Consider the following 17,618-nt stretch of genomic DNA (forward strand, 5'->3'; position numbering starts at 1 on the left):
GAAAAGGTGGATCAGAATGACAAACAGCTTATTCAAAAGATATCTCTTTGTTATGATATAGTTAAATTGTAATTGAATTTGTCATTTAACTTGCAAAGAGAATAACTAACTATATAAATTCAGATAGTTAAACCGATACTATAAAGTTCATAGTTTTTTTAATAGTGACCTGTAGTTGGCAGTTTGACCGGTGCTAAAATAGATTCGCCTTTGAAAGCTGTTTCACTCCTTGGATATCATCGTTCTTATAAAGAAGTCCATATACCGGTTCATGGAAATTAATTTCTCTTACCTGATCTTCTAAATTTTAATAATTATTAGTTTAAGATTATGAGGAAAGATGTCTTTCGAAAAATTCCAATGACATCTTTCACTTTATCAAATGATGTTCTATTTTGGCTGGCAAGTTCTAGATGCGTTCCAGTCATAACTTAAATTTTTACACTCAAGCCCTTGTTGGCAGCCATTGGTTGCATAGCATGGACCCCCTACTCCCTGTCTAGTCACACAGAATCCATTAATAGCGGCCTCGCCATCTTTACAACAAGTACCATTATCCCCTGATCTGTCATCAATACACATAATTCCACCGTTTTCATGTATTGGGCATATTTCTAAATCCCTTATATACTCACCGTCTGCTGTGGTTTCTATTATTTTTGCAGGACTCCCTGCATTCCAACAATGTCTCTTCGTAAGAGGAGGATCTATTGGACAAGTTTGTGTATTACATGTTCTTTGATTAGACGGCATTTCAATTCCAGCACAAAGGGAATCATCAACACGATTATTTGTTCCAGATTCATAGCATTTGAAAGTTCTTGTTTGAACTCCTCCTCCACATTGCTCTGTACAAGCATTCCAATCTAAAAATATATTCCACTCATAAGCTATTGGAGGATTGATACAGCTTGAATTTATTGGGTCCCAAATTTTACCTTGCACACATTGAAACTCGCATGGCCTAGAAGTAAGAGGGTCAGCAAAAACCCAAGAATAATTAGCATCAATTGGCCCACTATCTATAGTAGACGCTACTGTGTTAGATGGTTTTGTTCCGGTACAAGTATAGCTTTCTAAATTATCTCCTCCGTCGCTACCAGTTCCATCTCCGTTATCATCTCCACCATTTCCTCCTCCGTTATCTTCACATTGAATAGTACAAGATTGAGTAGAGCTTGGCCTAGTGATTGAACGACAATAGTTGTCTGAGGTTGCTTGATTATTTAGGCTATTACAGTAAACGACACGTGTCTGTGTTCCTCTGTTTATTCCACATGGCCCTTCACATGATCCATAGGGCCCTTTAAACCAAGTGTAACCAACTCCAACTTGCCCGTTAGAACCAGAAGATGTACTTCCACTTCCTTGCCCGTCACATGCACCACTACAAGTCATTTCTGTAGGAGGTTTTATATCAATATCGCATTTTCCATCATCCAACGGAACACCTGCAACACTGGCACAGTAGACTGTTTTTGTTTTCAGGCCAGAATGTCCGCAAGTGGCCGAACAATCTCCCCAATCAGTTTCAACCCAATGAGTTTCGATTTGAGAATTTCCTGATCCGTTAGGTCCACACTCACTTTCATCATGGCATGAACTTGAATCTATGGGTTTATTACCTAAAGAAGTGCAAAATTGATCACCAACTATTGCTCCAAATGAAGATTTACAATGTACAATTTTTGTTTTGATTCCACTTCCACATTTATTTGAACATTCTCCATAAATACTTTGAATTTCCCAAGAATATGTTTCTGAATTTTGATTGAAATTTCCTGAATTATCTTCATTTTCTAGAAATGTACCATCTAAATTCTTTATGGAAGATTTACTTTTTTTAATTTTACCGGTACCACTTCCGCCTCCTGGGACGCATGAGGATGTGAGAAAAGAAGTAAATAATATGATTGTAAAAATCCTTAACATAACTACTCCTAGAAATCTTACAGTCAACGTACATCTCAATTAATATTAACATCTCGGTTATATTTTAATTGTTCTCAAGTCCTAGAATCAATTTAAAAATATTTAGCTTCTCCATTTACAATAGGTTACAAATAGAGGTCATAATTTTCAGGTATTTAGCATTGACAACTATTCGAGGCATAAGGGTATTAACAAATAGGATTCAAATCAAGATATATATAATGCTAGAAGATTTTTGGAAATCATGCTGCCTTTTCAAAACGTAAATCTACACAAGAATACATTAAGTCGGCTTTTCCAGAATAAACGTTTTTAAGTCCAATCTGAGCACCACTTTCTCTTAACTTCTTATCAATAGGTCCAAGGGTATGATGAAGTTGAGTTGATCCTGCATTAAATCCAGGTGTATGAAATCTCACTTCTAAGACAGTCTTACCATTAGTTTCTTTTATATCAATTCTAAAATCCTTGCTTGCTCCAACATTATCCATGTAGGTGAATATTTCATAGAGTGTTGCCTCATAGGCATCATAGATTTCCATATGGTTACCTTTTACCATATGGGTTGCTAAATTATTGAATTGAACATTGAGATCTAATCTCTCTGTTAAGGGAGACAAGTCAAAAATAATTTCTTGAACCACAGAGGTTAAGTTCGTTGTATCGGAAAAACTATTTGTAGGTAATTCATTCACTTCAAATGTCTCTTCCTCAAAGCTTACAATCGACTCGTCAGTAAGAGGTAATTCAGGAATTTCTGTGGGAGAATTAATAGCATCCAATATATTTTCCATTTTCTTCTTATCAGTAACTTGCGAAGAAAAGATTTCTTTTGATTTTTCAGGTACACCGATAATTTTGACCATCCCTAAGAGAGATAAAAATGCGACCAGTACAGAGGCGATCATAGATAAAATAACCATCATCCCTGAAATTTTGTTCTCTTCAACTTTTTGATTTGCAAATAAATTCACTGATTGTCTGGCCTCTATATATGAATTCGATTTTGAGATGACTTCAGTTAATTTCTCTTCTTGACCTTTTAATTCTTCGATCATTGAAAGAATTCTTCTTTTGTTTTGCACTCTCAAATTGGATTCATCTACTTGCTCTTTTGCATTATCTAAAAGGACGCTCCAGTTTTTGAGATCTAGAATTCTTGTTTTTAAAATATGTTTTTTAATTATCTTCCACTTGTTAAAATATTTCTCGGCAATTTCAGAGACATTTTTGTAATTGCGGTTTAGACCAAAGAGATAAAATTCTCTCATTTTCTGTTCAGCTTTAGCAAATACATCATTTGAATCTATAACTTGGATTAAATCTTTAGTTTTTAGAATATAATTCTCTAGAGCACTCTTAACGCCTTGATGTCCTTTATTTTGATCTTTTAGATTGGTTAAAACGTTTTGAGTGTTTTTTCCCCAATTAAGTTCACTTTCTAAGAAATTTTTACGTTCCTTTAACGTTTTAAAATCATAAACTTTTAGTCTTGTTGTTACCTTTGCAACTTGATCTGTTTTTTGTTTATTTTGTTCTTCCCATTTTTTATACTGAAAAAATCCAAGGCCCACAGAGCAAAAAAATGTAATACCTAATATTGCGACTAATACATTTTTAAATACATCTACTAATTTTTTTTTCATTATTTATCACCTATTAATCATGACCTTGTTGTTTCTATATCTTTTTATTTGTAAATCTTTTGGAACTGCAAAAGTAAATTTAAATTCTTCAAGATTTCCGTAGAGGTCCCACTCAAGGGTATATTGTAATTGCAGACCAAACTTAGAGAGATTGGTTCGAATTTCACTGAAGGCCGGAGCAATTACACGTTTGATCCACTTTTCATTAACACCTTTGAGTTTTCTGGCGTAAAAAGTCCCTACAATATTTTTGTTATCTTCTTTTAGTTCAAAATTTAGTGCGAATTTTTTATCTCTTCCTACTGGATAAAGTGCTAGATAGGTAGAACAAATTCTTTCAATAATTTTGAGATGATTATAATACTTGTGCCATTCTGCCCCAAAGGCAATATTGACATCCAGAAGTATGTGAGGAAACATCTTTTGGAGTTTGGATTCATAGTAGTCTAGAAAGTGTTTTTTTCGATGTTCAGTATGTTCGCCAACAATATTTGAGATATACTTTTCTGCAGAAAGTTGTTCTCGTAGTTCTGTACGTATTTTTCTTTTTCTAACATCTCTTTTCTGTTTGAATTCATCAATGACGGTAGAATTTCCGCCCTTGGTATCTACTTTTTCAACGGGTATATTAAATTTCATTCTTACTTTTTTACGATCTTGTTGTTGTTGACGTGGGATAATCTCTCTGATTATTTCTTTCATATGGGCCTCATTGATAAGTGTAAAGAACACCATTCTAATCAATTATCGAATGCTCAGAGTTTTATTTCCATGCGGAAAATTTGATCATTATTACCCGACATTTATAGTCGCGTAATATATATGTTTATAACTCAACAAGTTTATTCATTTTTATAAGAATTATTTTTTGTTTTAAAATCAAAGGAAATATTCTCCTTAAATTTTTTTGCACTCATGCTTGCGTATAATCTTACACGTAGTTGGATTATAGTTGGTATTGTCCAATGATTTTAAGAAGGGATGATCTGAAAAAGTCTGATGGGGAATTTCCGGGGAGACCTTCAGGAACTCTTCCCTTGAACTGCCTTTCCCAAAATTCTTTTCTTTTATCATAACTCATAGGAAAGGTTGGAAAAGTATCTTTAAGATAAAGATTAACAAGTTTTGTGATGAGTTCAGTGCAGTAGAGTTTTTCTCTTCCTTGGTCGTCCTTATTGTCCCAAAGAAACTCATTATCGTAACCTAGGCCATAGAAACTTTTCATAAATCTATCCCAGATGTGTTTTTCAAAAATTTTAAAGCGCTTGGAGTCTAAGGATAATTCATCAAGTTCATAGAAGCGTAGAACGGTTGCCATTTGTTCTTTTTTTCCTCTGGATAGAAATCGATTCAGAGATGTAATCTGCACCTCACTAAGAGCTTCAGCGATCACGATTCCGCCTTTAGGGTCTTTAAGGATCAATCCAGCGTGAGAATAAGGAGTTCCAGTTTCAGAACTAATGGCATCACAGACTTCTCCACAATCGAGAGGTAATAAAATGACATCGCCTACTTTTAGATTGGAAGTAAGCTCAGCAGATTTTGAATATGCGCTCATTGAAAGAAGTATAAGCAAAATAAATTTCAACATGAATAATTTTATAGTGCTCTAAATTCATCAAGTCAAACTGCGCCACAAAAGCGAGAGAGAACTATCAAGACAATATTTTAATCAGCTAAAATCACTTGATTGAAATTTTTATGGAGTTAGGAAAAGATTCCCTACTGTAAATTTGAATTTTACTCGATCGTTAAAAATTTACTGTTTTCACACCAAAACCAGAAGACTTTCATCTTTTTTAAGTAAAACCCAGACAAAGAGGAGGCACAACGATCGACAGCTGCACGCCTCCTTAAGATATATGAATACGATCTATTTAGTTATATCGCTTTTTTCGAGAGTTTTATTGACCTGAACATCTTCAATATGAGTAAGTTCTTGCCCAAAATATTTTTCTACGTCTACATCAACGTATAACATTTCACCTGTGAATTCTTCTTTTTCACCATCTTCAAATGTGAGAGAAACAAAGGATAAATATTTGTTTTCTGATATTTTTTCAAATTGAAACACAAATTTTTCATCATCTTGGGTGAATTTAATTCCAAAATCATTTTCTTTTGTTTTAAAATATTCGACATCGTGGTGTTTTATTATTTCATTTATATTGTCATAAAAAAACGGTGAATTCTCTATTTTACTTAGTACGACTTCTTTTTTCTCTTGATTGAGTGAATCTATTAACTCAATGCAATCAAGGTTCTGTGCTGACTCTTCAAATAACTTATTCTCTGGCGTTTTAAAATCTAAAACATACTGTTCATTTAATCTGACAGATTTTACTTTTACTGAATAGCTGCAGTTATATTTTTGAAGATACTCAGTATCGATGAATTTTTCAAATTCTTCATTTTTAAAAAAGATAGTCATGATCATTTCTCTACCGGGGGCAAAACCGTTTAGAATTTCATTATAGCTTTTCATAAATTCTTCTGCTTTCATTTCAATTGAAAACAAATTGGTGGATAGAAAAAGAAAGAAGAAAATAGATTTTATTGAAACTGTCTGCATTACTCCTCCAGATGTTGGTAACACCCGAATAGTCTCAATACTATTTTTTGTCAACTTCGTTCATCTTAAGATTGAGATAAATTGAGAATTTTTACTTTCTTTTTTTGAGTAAATCTTTGATTAATTGAGTCCCTTCAAGTCCTTCACTTTGCCCTTCACGATTTTCGTAAGTTTTTTCATGAAGTGCATTTTCCATATTGTACAAAAAGAGGATGTATTTATTTCCCTTTACTTCAAATTTTGATTTGTAGGTAAAAACGAATGGTGATTCTAAAACACCTTCTTCATGCATCATTCTCATCACATATTCATTGTAGTTTGGCATTTGCCAAACCCAAAAATTTTGATCCTTTTTTAATGTTTTCGAATATAAAACTTCTTCTATTTTATATTCATCGATATATTCCCTATAAACAGTTTCTTCTTTTTTTGCATAATGATTTTCTTTTGGGAATTTTACCTCTTTGTAAGTTTTGCGTTTATTTAAATTGCTTACAACAAGTATGTGTTCTGAGTTTTGAACTAAATCTTCAAGAGTGGTCTTAGTGGACATAGCATCGACTTGTGACAAATGTGCCTCCATGGAAAAGAAAAAGAGTACAAAAGCAAATATTTTTTTATACATAGTTTATTATAAACATGAATCATAAAGCACATAGTAAAAAAAAGGTAACTGGCCATTTTTATGAATCTACTTGGGTACAAGGAAAACTGCCGACGCCAACTGTAAGTCGACAAAATGGGGGTATTTCCTCTAACTTATTGAATTTTAGTGAAATCTGCCACGTTTGGAAGTCAGTTCTTTAATTGATCTTTTTACAGCATCCACATTCTAACGTATTGAAATTACTCATTTCAAGATACTTATTTTCGCTCATAGACATTTTCTGTCTTCTACTTCGCGATATAATTGACTCATCTTATCCACTTAGAGTGCCGATAAGTCTTTTGAGGTGTGCGACCAGTGAAAAGAAATATTTATGCATACATCTATAGGATTTTATCCTTTTGTTATTCCCTGCTCTTTTTGTGGGCATCAAGTATATTGCCTTTAATTCCTCTGCATTCAGCTCTAGCCGATGATGCACTAAGTGCAAAAATCAAAGAATGTACGGAGCAAACGGGTTATGAGTGGAACAGTGCCAGAAATTTTTGTGTCAAAAAACAAGAGGCAATTCAACAGCAGCAAGAATCAATTCAATGTAATGACCTGGAAGATCAAGACGAGAGAAAAAGTTGTTTTGAGAATATGGCATTGTCCATGGCAAATCAAATGGATAAACCGATCGAAAATACAGATGGTGCGCAGGATGATGAATTTGTAAAATCGATGGATACGATAAATCTGGTTCTTAGTTTTTGGGGTTCGGGAACGCAGTCGACTTGTACATCTATGAATATTAATTCTTGGACGGGTAAAGCAAGCATGGTTGGGAGTGTTGCGCTAACATTATTTCTGTCAGATGAAGCAGCAAAGATTAGAGCTGATTTTGAAAATGCGACTCTTAAAGAAGGAGCAGTAGATGGACAAGCAGAAGTATATGATTTTCTCATCAAAGAGCAAAAGGCAATCAAGAGTTTAGCTAAAAAAAAGGAGATCCTACACCAAGCAATCGCAGCGGGTTATACTGCCTCAGCGGTTTATGCTGGATATGAAATTGCCACAGCAGGTTTAACAGGGGGAGTACATTGTGAAAATAACCCAACGCCAGAAAACTACCTCCACCAAGCAGCAATGGATAAATTTGAGGGAAGTGAAACTGAAGACATTAAAGAAAAACTAGACCAAAAAAGAATTGATCAAATAAACGCCGAAAATGGGATTAAAAAACAAGAGATTTCACATAAGTATGAATCAGAAATCACAAAAACAACAAATGATTATGATGCTCAAATTACTCAGGCAGAAGCAGCTTATAACCAAGCAACGGAAGCTGCTCCTGGAGCACAAAACTCTAAACTGGTAGTAGAAAAGCAAAAAGCACTTGAAAAGTTAAAAGCTGAAAAACAATCAGCATTAAAGAATCTCTATACAAAAAGAGACAATGAAATCAACACATCAAATAACGTCTATGAAAACCTTAAAACAAGTACTGCTTCAACAAAATATAAAAACTTATATAACAATTATACTAACTTAAATTCAAACTCAAATTTCACATCAGGTCAATTTTTATACAGAGATGAAAAGCTTGATAAAGCATATGATAAATCCACAAAAAAAATTAATTTGGATAAATTAGGAGATAACACTTTAAAAGGTCAGATTCTTTTAGGTCAGGCGAACACTGGATTAGATAGTGATTACGTTATTATAAAGAATGGACTTGCCATAAACACTTCAGAATATGCCAAGAGTTTTATAACTTACTATGGTACGGAGCAATACGAAAATGCCAATGGTGTTGCCGATGGTGCTGATTCTGCAGCAACTACAAAAACTAGAGAAATTTCTGCCAGAGATTATCTGGCCAGAACACAGGGAAAAATTGAGTATTACACAGCGACAGAAGGTAAAATACAAGAAGAGATCAATGATCACATCAACAATATCAAGGAAACTCAACAAAGAGGCGCGTCAAGTTCAGGTGAAATTGCTCGAAAAGATTTCGATCGTGCAAGAACTGAAGTAATCAAAAGATCAACTGCAATTGAAAAACTTACAGAAACAAATAAAAATCTCACAGACGAAAGGAATAAGATTGTAGCAGAGAAAGATAAAGCTCTGGACAAAGTAAGCAAATCAAAAAAGGATCTTGATAAAGCTAAGGGACTATTAGAAGAGAGTAAAGCCAAGGAAACAGAACTAAAGGAAAAAGTAAAGGATGCCAAACCTGAATCATTAGATGAATTAAAACAAGAATTAACACAAGCTCAAAGTGAAACAAAAAAATTAAATGAATCTATAACAGCTTTAGAGAGAGAGAATAATATCGATAATACTGCTTTAACGAATGTAACAAAAAAACTTGAGGATGCAGAACAACACTTAAAAGCTTCAACACAGTATCTAACGAGACAGGAAGATCGTTTAAAAGTTGCAACATTGGCGTTCAGGAATCAAGTTGAATTAAGACAGGATTCACAAACTGCTTTTATTGGAAATTTCGAAAACCAAACACAATTAACAAATATTCAAAATGATTCACACCTTCTTGTGAATCATTCTCAAATCAATGACCCTCCCTTCAATCTATCTGCTCTTCAAAAATTGCAAGTATTAAATAATAGAAATAATTTAACTGCGAATAACGACGAGCTTCAACGTAACAATCAAGACATAATAGACACGGGAAACAATATAATTAAAGACACCTCAGTTCCTGCAGACTTAGAAGACTTGGAAAAAATTAAAGAATTAACTGCAGGAGCAGAAGCAAAAGCTTCGATTCAAAAAGAATTACAAAGCAGAATTGATAATCAATTAGAAATTGTCAATACCCCTAATTCCAATCAAACTGAAAAAATTAATGAACTTGAAAAGCTCGATGCGTTACAGAATGACCTAGCATTAAACTCGAACGAAAACAATCCTAACCTACTTGTTGCAAACGACACAAGACTTCAAATGGAAAATGAAATTTCAGAACTTCAAAAAGAGAAGGAAAATAAAGATTCTACTCTAAAAAAGGACGTACTACAAAAAAACTTAAAAGAATTAGAAGAGAAGAAAAAGATTTTAGGAAATTTTGGTGACCCCCCTCCATCAAAAGTTACGATAGAAGATGCCCAAAGTCTTGTAGATATTTCAAGGACAGACTCAAATTCAGATAACTTTAATAAATTAACCGCATTCGAAAAAGTTGCAGTTCTTGAAAAAGAAAAAAACCTTAATCCAAATGCAAGTGATTCTCTCAAAACTAAACAAGACACAATCATTGCTCAACATGACATTAATTCTTCTGCTAGAATTAAAGATTTAGAACAAGAAATAAATTTGCTCAAAGAAAATGCTAGCATCGCAAAAGAGAAGGTCTTAATCATAACAAGAAAGGAAGCTCAAATTGAAGAGATTAAATCAGAAAATTTCAACCATGAGACAGTCCAGCAGGCAAGAGATTCTGCCCTTCGGGAACTTGGAACACAGCTAGCAGAGAATGAAAGAGCTTTAAAAAATAATCCGAATTTAAAAACACAAGTAGATGATTTAACTGATCAATATATAAACATAAGAGATAATATTCCAAGAAATAATGAGACACCAACCACACTTACCTCAGAACAAATTTCTGGAGTTATAAGTGAAGCACTGCCCCCTGACTCTTTACCAGAAAACGAAGTTAAACTAAGAAGAACCCTAAACGAACAAAAACTGGCCCTTACAGCTGCAGAAAGTGTATCTCCCGCACAACAAAATCAAGGAGAAATATCTGACTTAAAAGAAGAGATAAAAGCAACACAAGAACTATTAGATCAAACAAGGGAAGAAAATGTAAAAGCTGCAATTGAAAAAGGAGAAATTCGAAAAAATCCTGATTTTAACAACCCAGACATAACTGAAAAAAGAGAATATGACAAAAAGTATGGATATAAAGTTCCTCTAGAAGAAAGTGTTTCAAAAAATACATCTTCAGATCAAGATCAGAACAATCAAAAACCACCTCCTGTAGAAGTAGCTGCAGACCAAATTTCATCTCGACAACCAGAAGAAACTCTAGGCTCTAAAATAACTAACAAAATTTCCGAAATTGGCAGCTCAGTAGCAGAATATCTCACTGATGCCGAAACCTATAAAGACATTGCTTCCTCTATAGGAGACCACTTTTCAGATGGTGACAACTGGACTCAAGCAGCAAACAGAGGTAATGGAATTAACAAAAAAGCTCAAAAAGAGTACGCCAAAGCAACCGAAGGCAGAGGACCTGCTTCAGAACAAGATCTCAGTAAAAATCCCAAGATCGTTCTCGATAACCTTATAAAAACTGCAAAGCTTGCCCAAAACACCGCAATTCAATGTCCTCAATGCAAACTTGAAACAGATGTTGAAGAGGATAAGGATCTCACTTACGCGCAAAAAGCACTTAAAGAATGGAAAAAAGTCCTCGATCAGGCAGAAAAACTTAGAGACGAAAAAAACACAACTGACGCCAAAGCATATATCCAATATTGGGAGACAATCATACAGCAAAATTCAGCTTATATTCTGGACAAATTAAAAATTAACAGTGACAAGATTCTAAAAGAAATCAATCATGAACTAGAAAAAAATATTATTGCTGAAATTGGCATCCGTGAAATCCTCAAACGCTCTCTGAACGATCAAGAAGCTTTTATAAATTTTGAAGAATACAGAATGTATAGACTCTCTCTTCTTAGGTCTCCCAATATTGATTTTTATACTCAAATTGAAAATGATCCTGAAAAAGTAAAAGGTTTCAAGGATAGTCTGAATGCCATTCAAATCTTTGTCGATACTTTTATGCCAAGTGCACTTGCAGCGGATGGATCTCAAAAAAGAAAAACCGAAGTTCCTAAAATGAAAGACAAACTCGTTGATATGGGTAAAGGACAAGCAATTTCAATGATGCAAGGATGGGCGATTGGAAAGATTTCACATTTTCTCTATGCAAATATTCCATATATGGCATCTTGGGCATCTGGCCTTAATACACCATTAGCGATAATGGCAATGAGTGGTTCACAAGCATTCCTAAACTTCAGACTTTCAAAACACGCAGGGGATCAAGCTAAACAAGCACAAGGCAATATTGTAACACTCACTGAGCTTAAATCTGTCTTTGAAAAAACCAATAAACCCAATTGTCCAAATGGACATGATGACCTAAAAGATCCTCAATGTTATTGCTATAAAGACACTGGAGAACCGAACGTTACTGAGAGAAGTAATTCTCAGACATGTCAGGCATTATGGAAAAAAAGATCCAATAATTATTTTGAGCAGTCAACAAATTATGAAACCACAGATCAAACTAATGCTCTAGGATGTTATACCGTTTCATGCAATTTTGATAGAACATGTGAATGTAAAAATGTGACTAATAGTGACGGACAAAATGCCTGCATGAAAGCAAGTATGAATGGATGTGATAAGATTGCTGGAGGTGTTGCCCTAGGTGATTTTGAAGGTAATACAACCATGGAAGAACTTAATACTGAGTTGGATAAGATCTATTCTGGTGGAGTGACTGGAGGAAATTTAGACGCTGGTAAAATTGGACAACTTGCTGCCAGTATGAAAAATGCACACAACGATCAGCTTAAAAAAGTAAATGATGAAAGAATAAAAAATGGAGAAGACCCGATTCCAACCACTCCTGAATTTCATAAAGAAATGTTGCAGAAATTTCTACCAGAAGATGTCCCTCAGTATGGTGGAGATATGGGCAGACAGATTGCTGAGATTACCACAGAAGGACTAAGTCCGGCAAAACAACAAGCTGTTGAAAAAGTACTTGAAAAAATTGATCAGCTTGCTCCTAAAGGTGGAAAGGGACTCGTTAAAAAAGGTAAAAATAATAAGTTTAACTTCAACTATCGTAAAAAGAGCAGTGAAGAACCTGCGAGGGTTACAAATTACGATAAGGTGATGAATAAAAAATATAATTATACAAAAAATGATATTAGTAAGGATACTGGACGCAATATCTTTGAAATCATCTCTAAACGTTATATTGTCTCAGGTCTGAAGCACATCTATGATAATTAAGACTATTTAGCGACAGGACACAATCTAGGGTTAATACTTGGAAATAGTTTTGTTTTAAACGGTTCATCTATCGTCTGATAAACGTCACTATAATGGGCGCAGAAATCACGGCAATTTCCACAGGCAAACTGCAATTTCATACAAGATGACATAAAAAACAGACAAAGGTTAGAATCCAAATTTAGCTCTTGCGCAATTTGATCAATATTCATTTTACACTCTTCCTGACAGTCTTCTGTTTGTTCACAGTTTCCACTCCAACTTAAGATAAGGCATCTTTTCTTTTTTTGACTTATTTGTATATTTTCTTGTTTTGAAAATTTTCTTTCAAATATTTTTGCTACCTTTCTTCTTACGAAAAGATCGTGGCCAAGATCAGACTTTTCGAAATTCCATTCGGGATGCTTGAAAAGAATATTTCTGACATGAATTTGATTGTTTGGAACCATAATAAAATCAATATTATATTTTTCTAGATATGGGAAAAATAAATCTGGATGCTCGAAAGCATTTTTATGTTCTAAGTAGAGTTTTTCTCCATAGATTTCAGTCCGAGAGTCTATAATAGGTTTTATCTTAGGTGAGAGAAAATAAGTAATGAATGCTCCATGATTATAGGTATTCATCATATTCCCCTCATAATGATTTACTTTTAGATGTTGAATAATTCCCTTAGGGATATTGTTATACATCAAACCAAGGCCTTTAGGACGATAAACCCCAAACCACAAGGGGTATCCATAGATTCCAATCAACAGAGTGATGACAACTTGTAGGCTTAATAAAACCGGAAAATTTATTTTTTTAATCTCTTTATCTTTTAAAAACTTCACCACAACTGGCAACATCAATATACAAGATAAAGGTGTATAGCGAATTCCAGAAAAAGGAAAATAAGTTGCAAGAATGACTATTCCCAAATCAATTGTGCTTATCTTTTTTCTATACTTATATAAAATTCCCCATGTTGAAAGGTTAAAAATCAGCCAAATATAGGTCCAAAAACCCCATTTAACTTTGATAAGACTGTACCATTCGACAATGTTTTGGCGCATATATTGATCTTGAAAATACATAAGAAAAGATTTTTTTAGCATTTCAAAACCAAAGGGATTAATTAATGAGACAAGAAAAGTTATGAGAAAAAGAAGAAATAATTGTTTTAGTGACTTATGGGAATAGTTTATTTGAAGGTCGCCTTTTAAAAGGCCAAACTTCGTAAGATAGAAGAGGCAAGCAAAAATAAAAATAAAAAAGGGAGACAACATAAAGCTTCCATGAGTATTCACCCAAAAAACCTGAATTATCGGGATAATCACAAGTTTTTTAATTTTTTGATCCCCTATCCAGTCCCATAAAGTAGCAATTAAAATTGCACTAAAAAATATTCCAAACAGATGGGGCCTGATTTCAAAGCGCATACCAATTACAAAGGCCGTCATAAAAAAATAGGCAAAATGAATGAGTTTATCTTTTAAAGCAAAAAGGATTTTCTTATGGAGGACAAATAAAGTTGATAAAACAATACCAAGAGCAAATGTTTTTAAGTAAAAATCACCAATGTCAAAAAGTTGAAAAAAGAGAACTTGAGCTAACCATTGGTAAGCAATAAATGGTTTACCTTGTGCTAAAACGCTAAAGGAGTCTTCCCGAATGATGGAGCGAGTTTCGCTCATTATTTGGCCAAGTTTTAAATGCCACCACGTATCCAGGCCTTGAGAGACACAATTATTTAAAAAGATGACTAGCAAAATCAAGATGATGAAGTAAAAGAATTCTAACAATAACGTCGACTTATTTTTAAACATGAGTTTAATTTTAAAAGACTACAAAAATAAACTCTAGGCAGTAAAAAATCCCCAGATTTATTAATTTTCAAGAAGAATCACTGAATGGGACATATCTAATTTATAAGTAGATTTACTTCCAGGGGTTTTAGGAATGATTTTGATGTAATAGAGATGTCCATTATTTAATTTTAGACTTACGTTTTCATCCCCATTTCCTGAATTGGTAGATTTTCCAATTTCATGAAGTTCTTTTTCAGAATCATCATCATAAAGATAAAGATCTAAATCGCTTCCTTTTAAAATTCCTGAAATTTTGACAGTAACATTTGTATAGATTGAATCATCGTGCCCATGAGGAACGAAAAAATACCAGTCTTGGGAATCACAACCATAACCAGTTGAGCCGTTTAGGGTTGTTGTATGTTCCATTTCAAATTTTGACTCAATCACAGTGGCCGAGTCAGAATCTTCTGCAGCATCTCCAATATATCTTCTCCCTCCACTAATTTTATCATCTGGCCCATTTTCATTTTCATCACATTGAATTTCACAGGACTGAATATTACAGTTGGCCTCACTAACAGGTGGTAGTCCTTCACAGTAACTTCTTTGGATTGCTGTAATTTGTGTTCCAGCTTCAACGCAACGGACATCTCTTGTCTTTGTTCCAGTATCACATGTTTTAGAACAACTCCCCCACTCACCAGTAAACCATTCATATGTTTTTATAACAGTGCTTGCTGGTGGTTGGCATATAGTTGTCGTTGCAGGTTTTGTCCCAGAGTTATGACAATAACTGTCAGCAACAGTTGCACTGGTTGATTTATTGATGCAGGTCACAGTTTGAGTTTTAGTTCCACTGCCTGAGGTTGCACTACAATCACCCCATCCGCCTTGATGCCATTCATAAACTGTATTTTCTACGCAAGATTGAATGTTACAAGTTGTAGTTGTTGCAGGTTTATTAGGAATATTGCTGCAATAACTATCACTTACAACACCCATTGTAGCTTTATTAACACAAGTAACGGATTGTGATTGAGTACCTCCTCCGCAAGTTTTACTACATCCACTCCATCCCCCTTCAAACCATTTATAGGTTGGATCTTCAATGCAAGCTTGAGTATTGCAAACTATACTCGTTGCAGGTTTGTTAGGTATATTATTGCAAAAACTATCATTCACAACACCCATAGTAAGTTTATTAACACAACTGACTGTTTGAGAATTAGTTCCCCCTCCGCAGGTCTTGCTACATCCACTCCATCCTCCTTCTTTCCACTCATAAGTTGAAATTTCCTCACATTGCTGTGTATTACAGGATATGGAGCTTGGAGGTTGTGATCCTAGGGTTTTACAATACTCGAAATCTACATCTTCATTATTTGCTATATCCTTACACGTTACTACCTGAAAAGCAGAACCACCACCACAACTTTTACTACACTCACCCCATCCGGAGGCCGCCCATTCATATACAGGAATTTTGGTACATGCCCTACCTGCAAATTCACTTTCAGAACAATAAATTATTAAATTTGGATTTAAGTCATGAAACATTTCATCTATGTTTTTTACATTTGACTTTTTCCAGTTTGTTAAATTTAAGGTCTTTAAATTAGATAAATAAGAAAACATCTGATGCATCTTTACTACATTTGAAGTATTCCAATTTGAGACATCTAAAGATTTAAGTTGATTTGCACCTGAAAACATAAAACTCATATCGATTACTTTTGATGTATTCCAGTTAGAAAAATCTAAAGTTGATAAAAATATTGCTCCGGCAAACATCCCACTCATGTTTGTTATATTTGAAGTGTTCCAACTTGAAGAATCGATTGTATGAAGACGAGCATTCCAAGCAAACATATGGTTGACATCTGTGACTTTTGAAAGATCTCCACCTTTTAATGACTCAAGAAATTGGGCGTTGTAAAAAGCACAACTTAAATCTCTAAATCCTAAAGAACCAAGGTTGTTGACGGCGACAATATTTCTAAGAGTCTTATTGCCTGCCACCTTTTCATTTCCCCATCCTTCTAGTTTACCTTTAATTCTCACTGTCACTTTTTTACCGTTATAACTAGAGTCATATGTGTGAATTCTCTTGGGATCTGTTGGAGAATTGATTTCATCAAACGTTCCATCTCCCCAGCAGACCGTAAAATCATAGGAATACTCACTTTTATTTTTGAGTGGTAACTCAACAATATTGTATTCAGAGTTTATTTTCCAAACTGATTCATGTGCATCAGTTCCTATGCACTGTGCTTGCTCATTGGGAATCGGAATATCACTAGAGGTGATTGAAGCGTTTTTATTTTTGTATTCAATTCCAGTAGTTGATCCTGTTGAAATCGTTTTAGTTGGATTACTTTCCAATCCCCCATTTGCCAATAAATTCATTTCATCTTTGAATTGACTTTCAGTATAGCTACCTTCAACACCATATCCTCTAGCGAGCCTAAGAGCATATGCTTCAGGATCAATACCTAGAGAAGAGTATTTCAAAGCTACTCCGCGAAAATAAGTCATCAGCCACTGAGGTGCTTCCCAAGATTTATCCTTATTCATGTTCTCTACAATTTCTCTATTCACTTGCCCAATTTTAAAGAGAAGTTTTAAACGTATATAGCTAGACTCTTCACAATTTCCAACCGGTTTTGCAGTAGATTTAACTGCATCCATGGGTAAGTATTCACAAACTTTCTGTCCGTTGAAAGAAGATTCGTATGGACAAGATCCAATATTGACAAATGTTTCTTTTATATTGTGATTACTATCCAAAATACTTTGTTCCACAGATACTTGTTCAAGTGAATTGATTTCATCCTGACTTAATAACCACTGACGACAAGAAATTCCCAGAGTGTTTTCTTTTTGAAATTTCACTTCTGAACCATCGAGTTCAATCTTTTCCCCCATTCCAACCCAACGAGAAAGATCTAATGTGTGTAGATACTACTCAAAGATGTCACGCATTATTTAGTAAGCGAAAAAGACCGACC

Annotated in this window: 9 protein-coding genes; 1 reads left to right on the top strand and 8 read right to left on the bottom strand. The window is 34.2% G+C overall.

Features of this window, described 5'->3' with window-relative positions:
* Positions 1-390: 390 nt before the first annotated feature.
* The 6 genes from H6622_05345 to H6622_05370 form a co-directional block, all read right to left on the bottom strand.
* The gene (locus H6622_05345) at positions 391-1,932 is read right to left on the bottom strand and encodes a thrombospondin type-1 domain-containing protein (protein MCB9060924.1); all 1,542 of its coding nucleotides are present in this window, start codon (positions 1,930-1,932) and stop codon (positions 391-393) included.
* Positions 1,933-2,174: 242 nt separating this feature from the next.
* The gene (locus tag H6622_05350) at positions 2,175-3,578 is read right to left on the bottom strand and encodes a hypothetical protein (protein MCB9060925.1); all 1,404 of its coding nucleotides are present in this window, start codon (positions 3,576-3,578) and stop codon (positions 2,175-2,177) included.
* A 6-nt stretch (positions 3,579-3,584) separates the two neighbouring features.
* Complete coding sequence (locus H6622_05355; protein ID MCB9060926.1) at positions 3,585-4,280, bottom strand: hypothetical protein; 696 nt, start codon at positions 4,278-4,280, stop codon at positions 3,585-3,587.
* Positions 4,281-4,524: 244 nt separating this feature from the next.
* Positions 4,525-5,136 carry a hypothetical protein gene (locus H6622_05360; GenBank protein ID MCB9060927.1) on the bottom strand — a complete coding sequence of 204 codons (612 nt, stop codon included), beginning with the start codon at positions 5,134-5,136 and terminating at the stop codon, positions 4,525-4,527.
* Between the two features lie 315 nt (positions 5,137-5,451).
* Entirely contained in the window at positions 5,452-6,150 is a 699-nt protein-coding gene (locus tag H6622_05365) for a hypothetical protein (protein MCB9060928.1), read from the bottom strand.
* Positions 6,151-6,241: 91 nt separating this feature from the next.
* A complete protein-coding gene (locus H6622_05370) occupies positions 6,242-6,775 on the bottom strand; it encodes a hypothetical protein (protein ID MCB9060929.1) in 534 nt (177 codons plus the stop codon).
* A 339-nt stretch (positions 6,776-7,114) separates the two neighbouring features.
* Here H6622_05370 and H6622_05375 point away from each other — a divergent pair, with 339 nt between their 5' ends.
* Complete coding sequence (locus tag H6622_05375) at positions 7,115-12,817, top strand: hypothetical protein (protein MCB9060930.1); 5,703 nt, start codon at positions 7,115-7,117, stop codon at positions 12,815-12,817.
* Positions 12,818-12,819: 2 nt separating this feature from the next.
* Here the strand turns inward: H6622_05375 and H6622_05380 are convergent, their stop codons facing one another.
* A complete protein-coding gene (locus H6622_05380; GenBank protein MCB9060931.1) occupies positions 12,820-14,625 on the bottom strand; it encodes a hypothetical protein in 1,806 nt (601 codons plus the stop codon).
* Between the two features lie 60 nt (positions 14,626-14,685).
* Positions 14,686-17,535 (bottom strand): BspA family leucine-rich repeat surface protein, encoded by a 2,850-nt coding sequence (locus H6622_05385; GenBank protein MCB9060932.1) that lies wholly within the window; start codon positions 17,533-17,535, stop codon positions 14,686-14,688.
* Positions 17,536-17,618 lie beyond the last annotated feature (83 nt).

Source organism: Halobacteriovoraceae bacterium (genome assembly GCA_020635115.1).
GTDB lineage: Bacteria > Bdellovibrionota > Bacteriovoracia > Bacteriovoracales > Bacteriovoracaceae > JACKAK01.

Bases quoted from the DNA above. Each gene is read 5' to 3' on its own strand.
- H6622_05360 (MCB9060927.1), bottom strand. From the start codon at position 5,136: ATGAGCGCATATTCAAAATCTGCTGAGCTTACTTCCAATCTAAAAGTA.
- H6622_05380 (MCB9060931.1), bottom strand. From the start codon at position 14,625: ATGTTTAAAAATAAGTCGACGTTATTGTTAGAATTCTTTTACTTCATC.
- H6622_05345 (MCB9060924.1), bottom strand. From the start codon at position 1,932: ATGTTAAGGATTTTTACAATCATATTATTTACTTCTTTTCTCACATCC.
- H6622_05365 (MCB9060928.1), bottom strand. From the start codon at position 6,150: ATGCAGACAGTTTCAATAAAATCTATTTTCTTCTTTCTTTTTCTATCC.
- H6622_05385 (MCB9060932.1), bottom strand. From the start codon at position 17,535: ATGGGGGAAAAGATTGAACTCGATGGTTCAGAAGTGAAATTTCAAAAA.
- H6622_05355 (MCB9060926.1), bottom strand. From the start codon at position 4,280: ATGAAAGAAATAATCAGAGAGATTATCCCACGTCAACAACAACAAGAT.
- H6622_05350 (MCB9060925.1), bottom strand. From the start codon at position 3,578: ATGAAAAAAAAATTAGTAGATGTATTTAAAAATGTATTAGTCGCAATA.
- H6622_05370 (MCB9060929.1), bottom strand. From the start codon at position 6,775: ATGTATAAAAAAATATTTGCTTTTGTACTCTTTTTCTTTTCCATGGAG.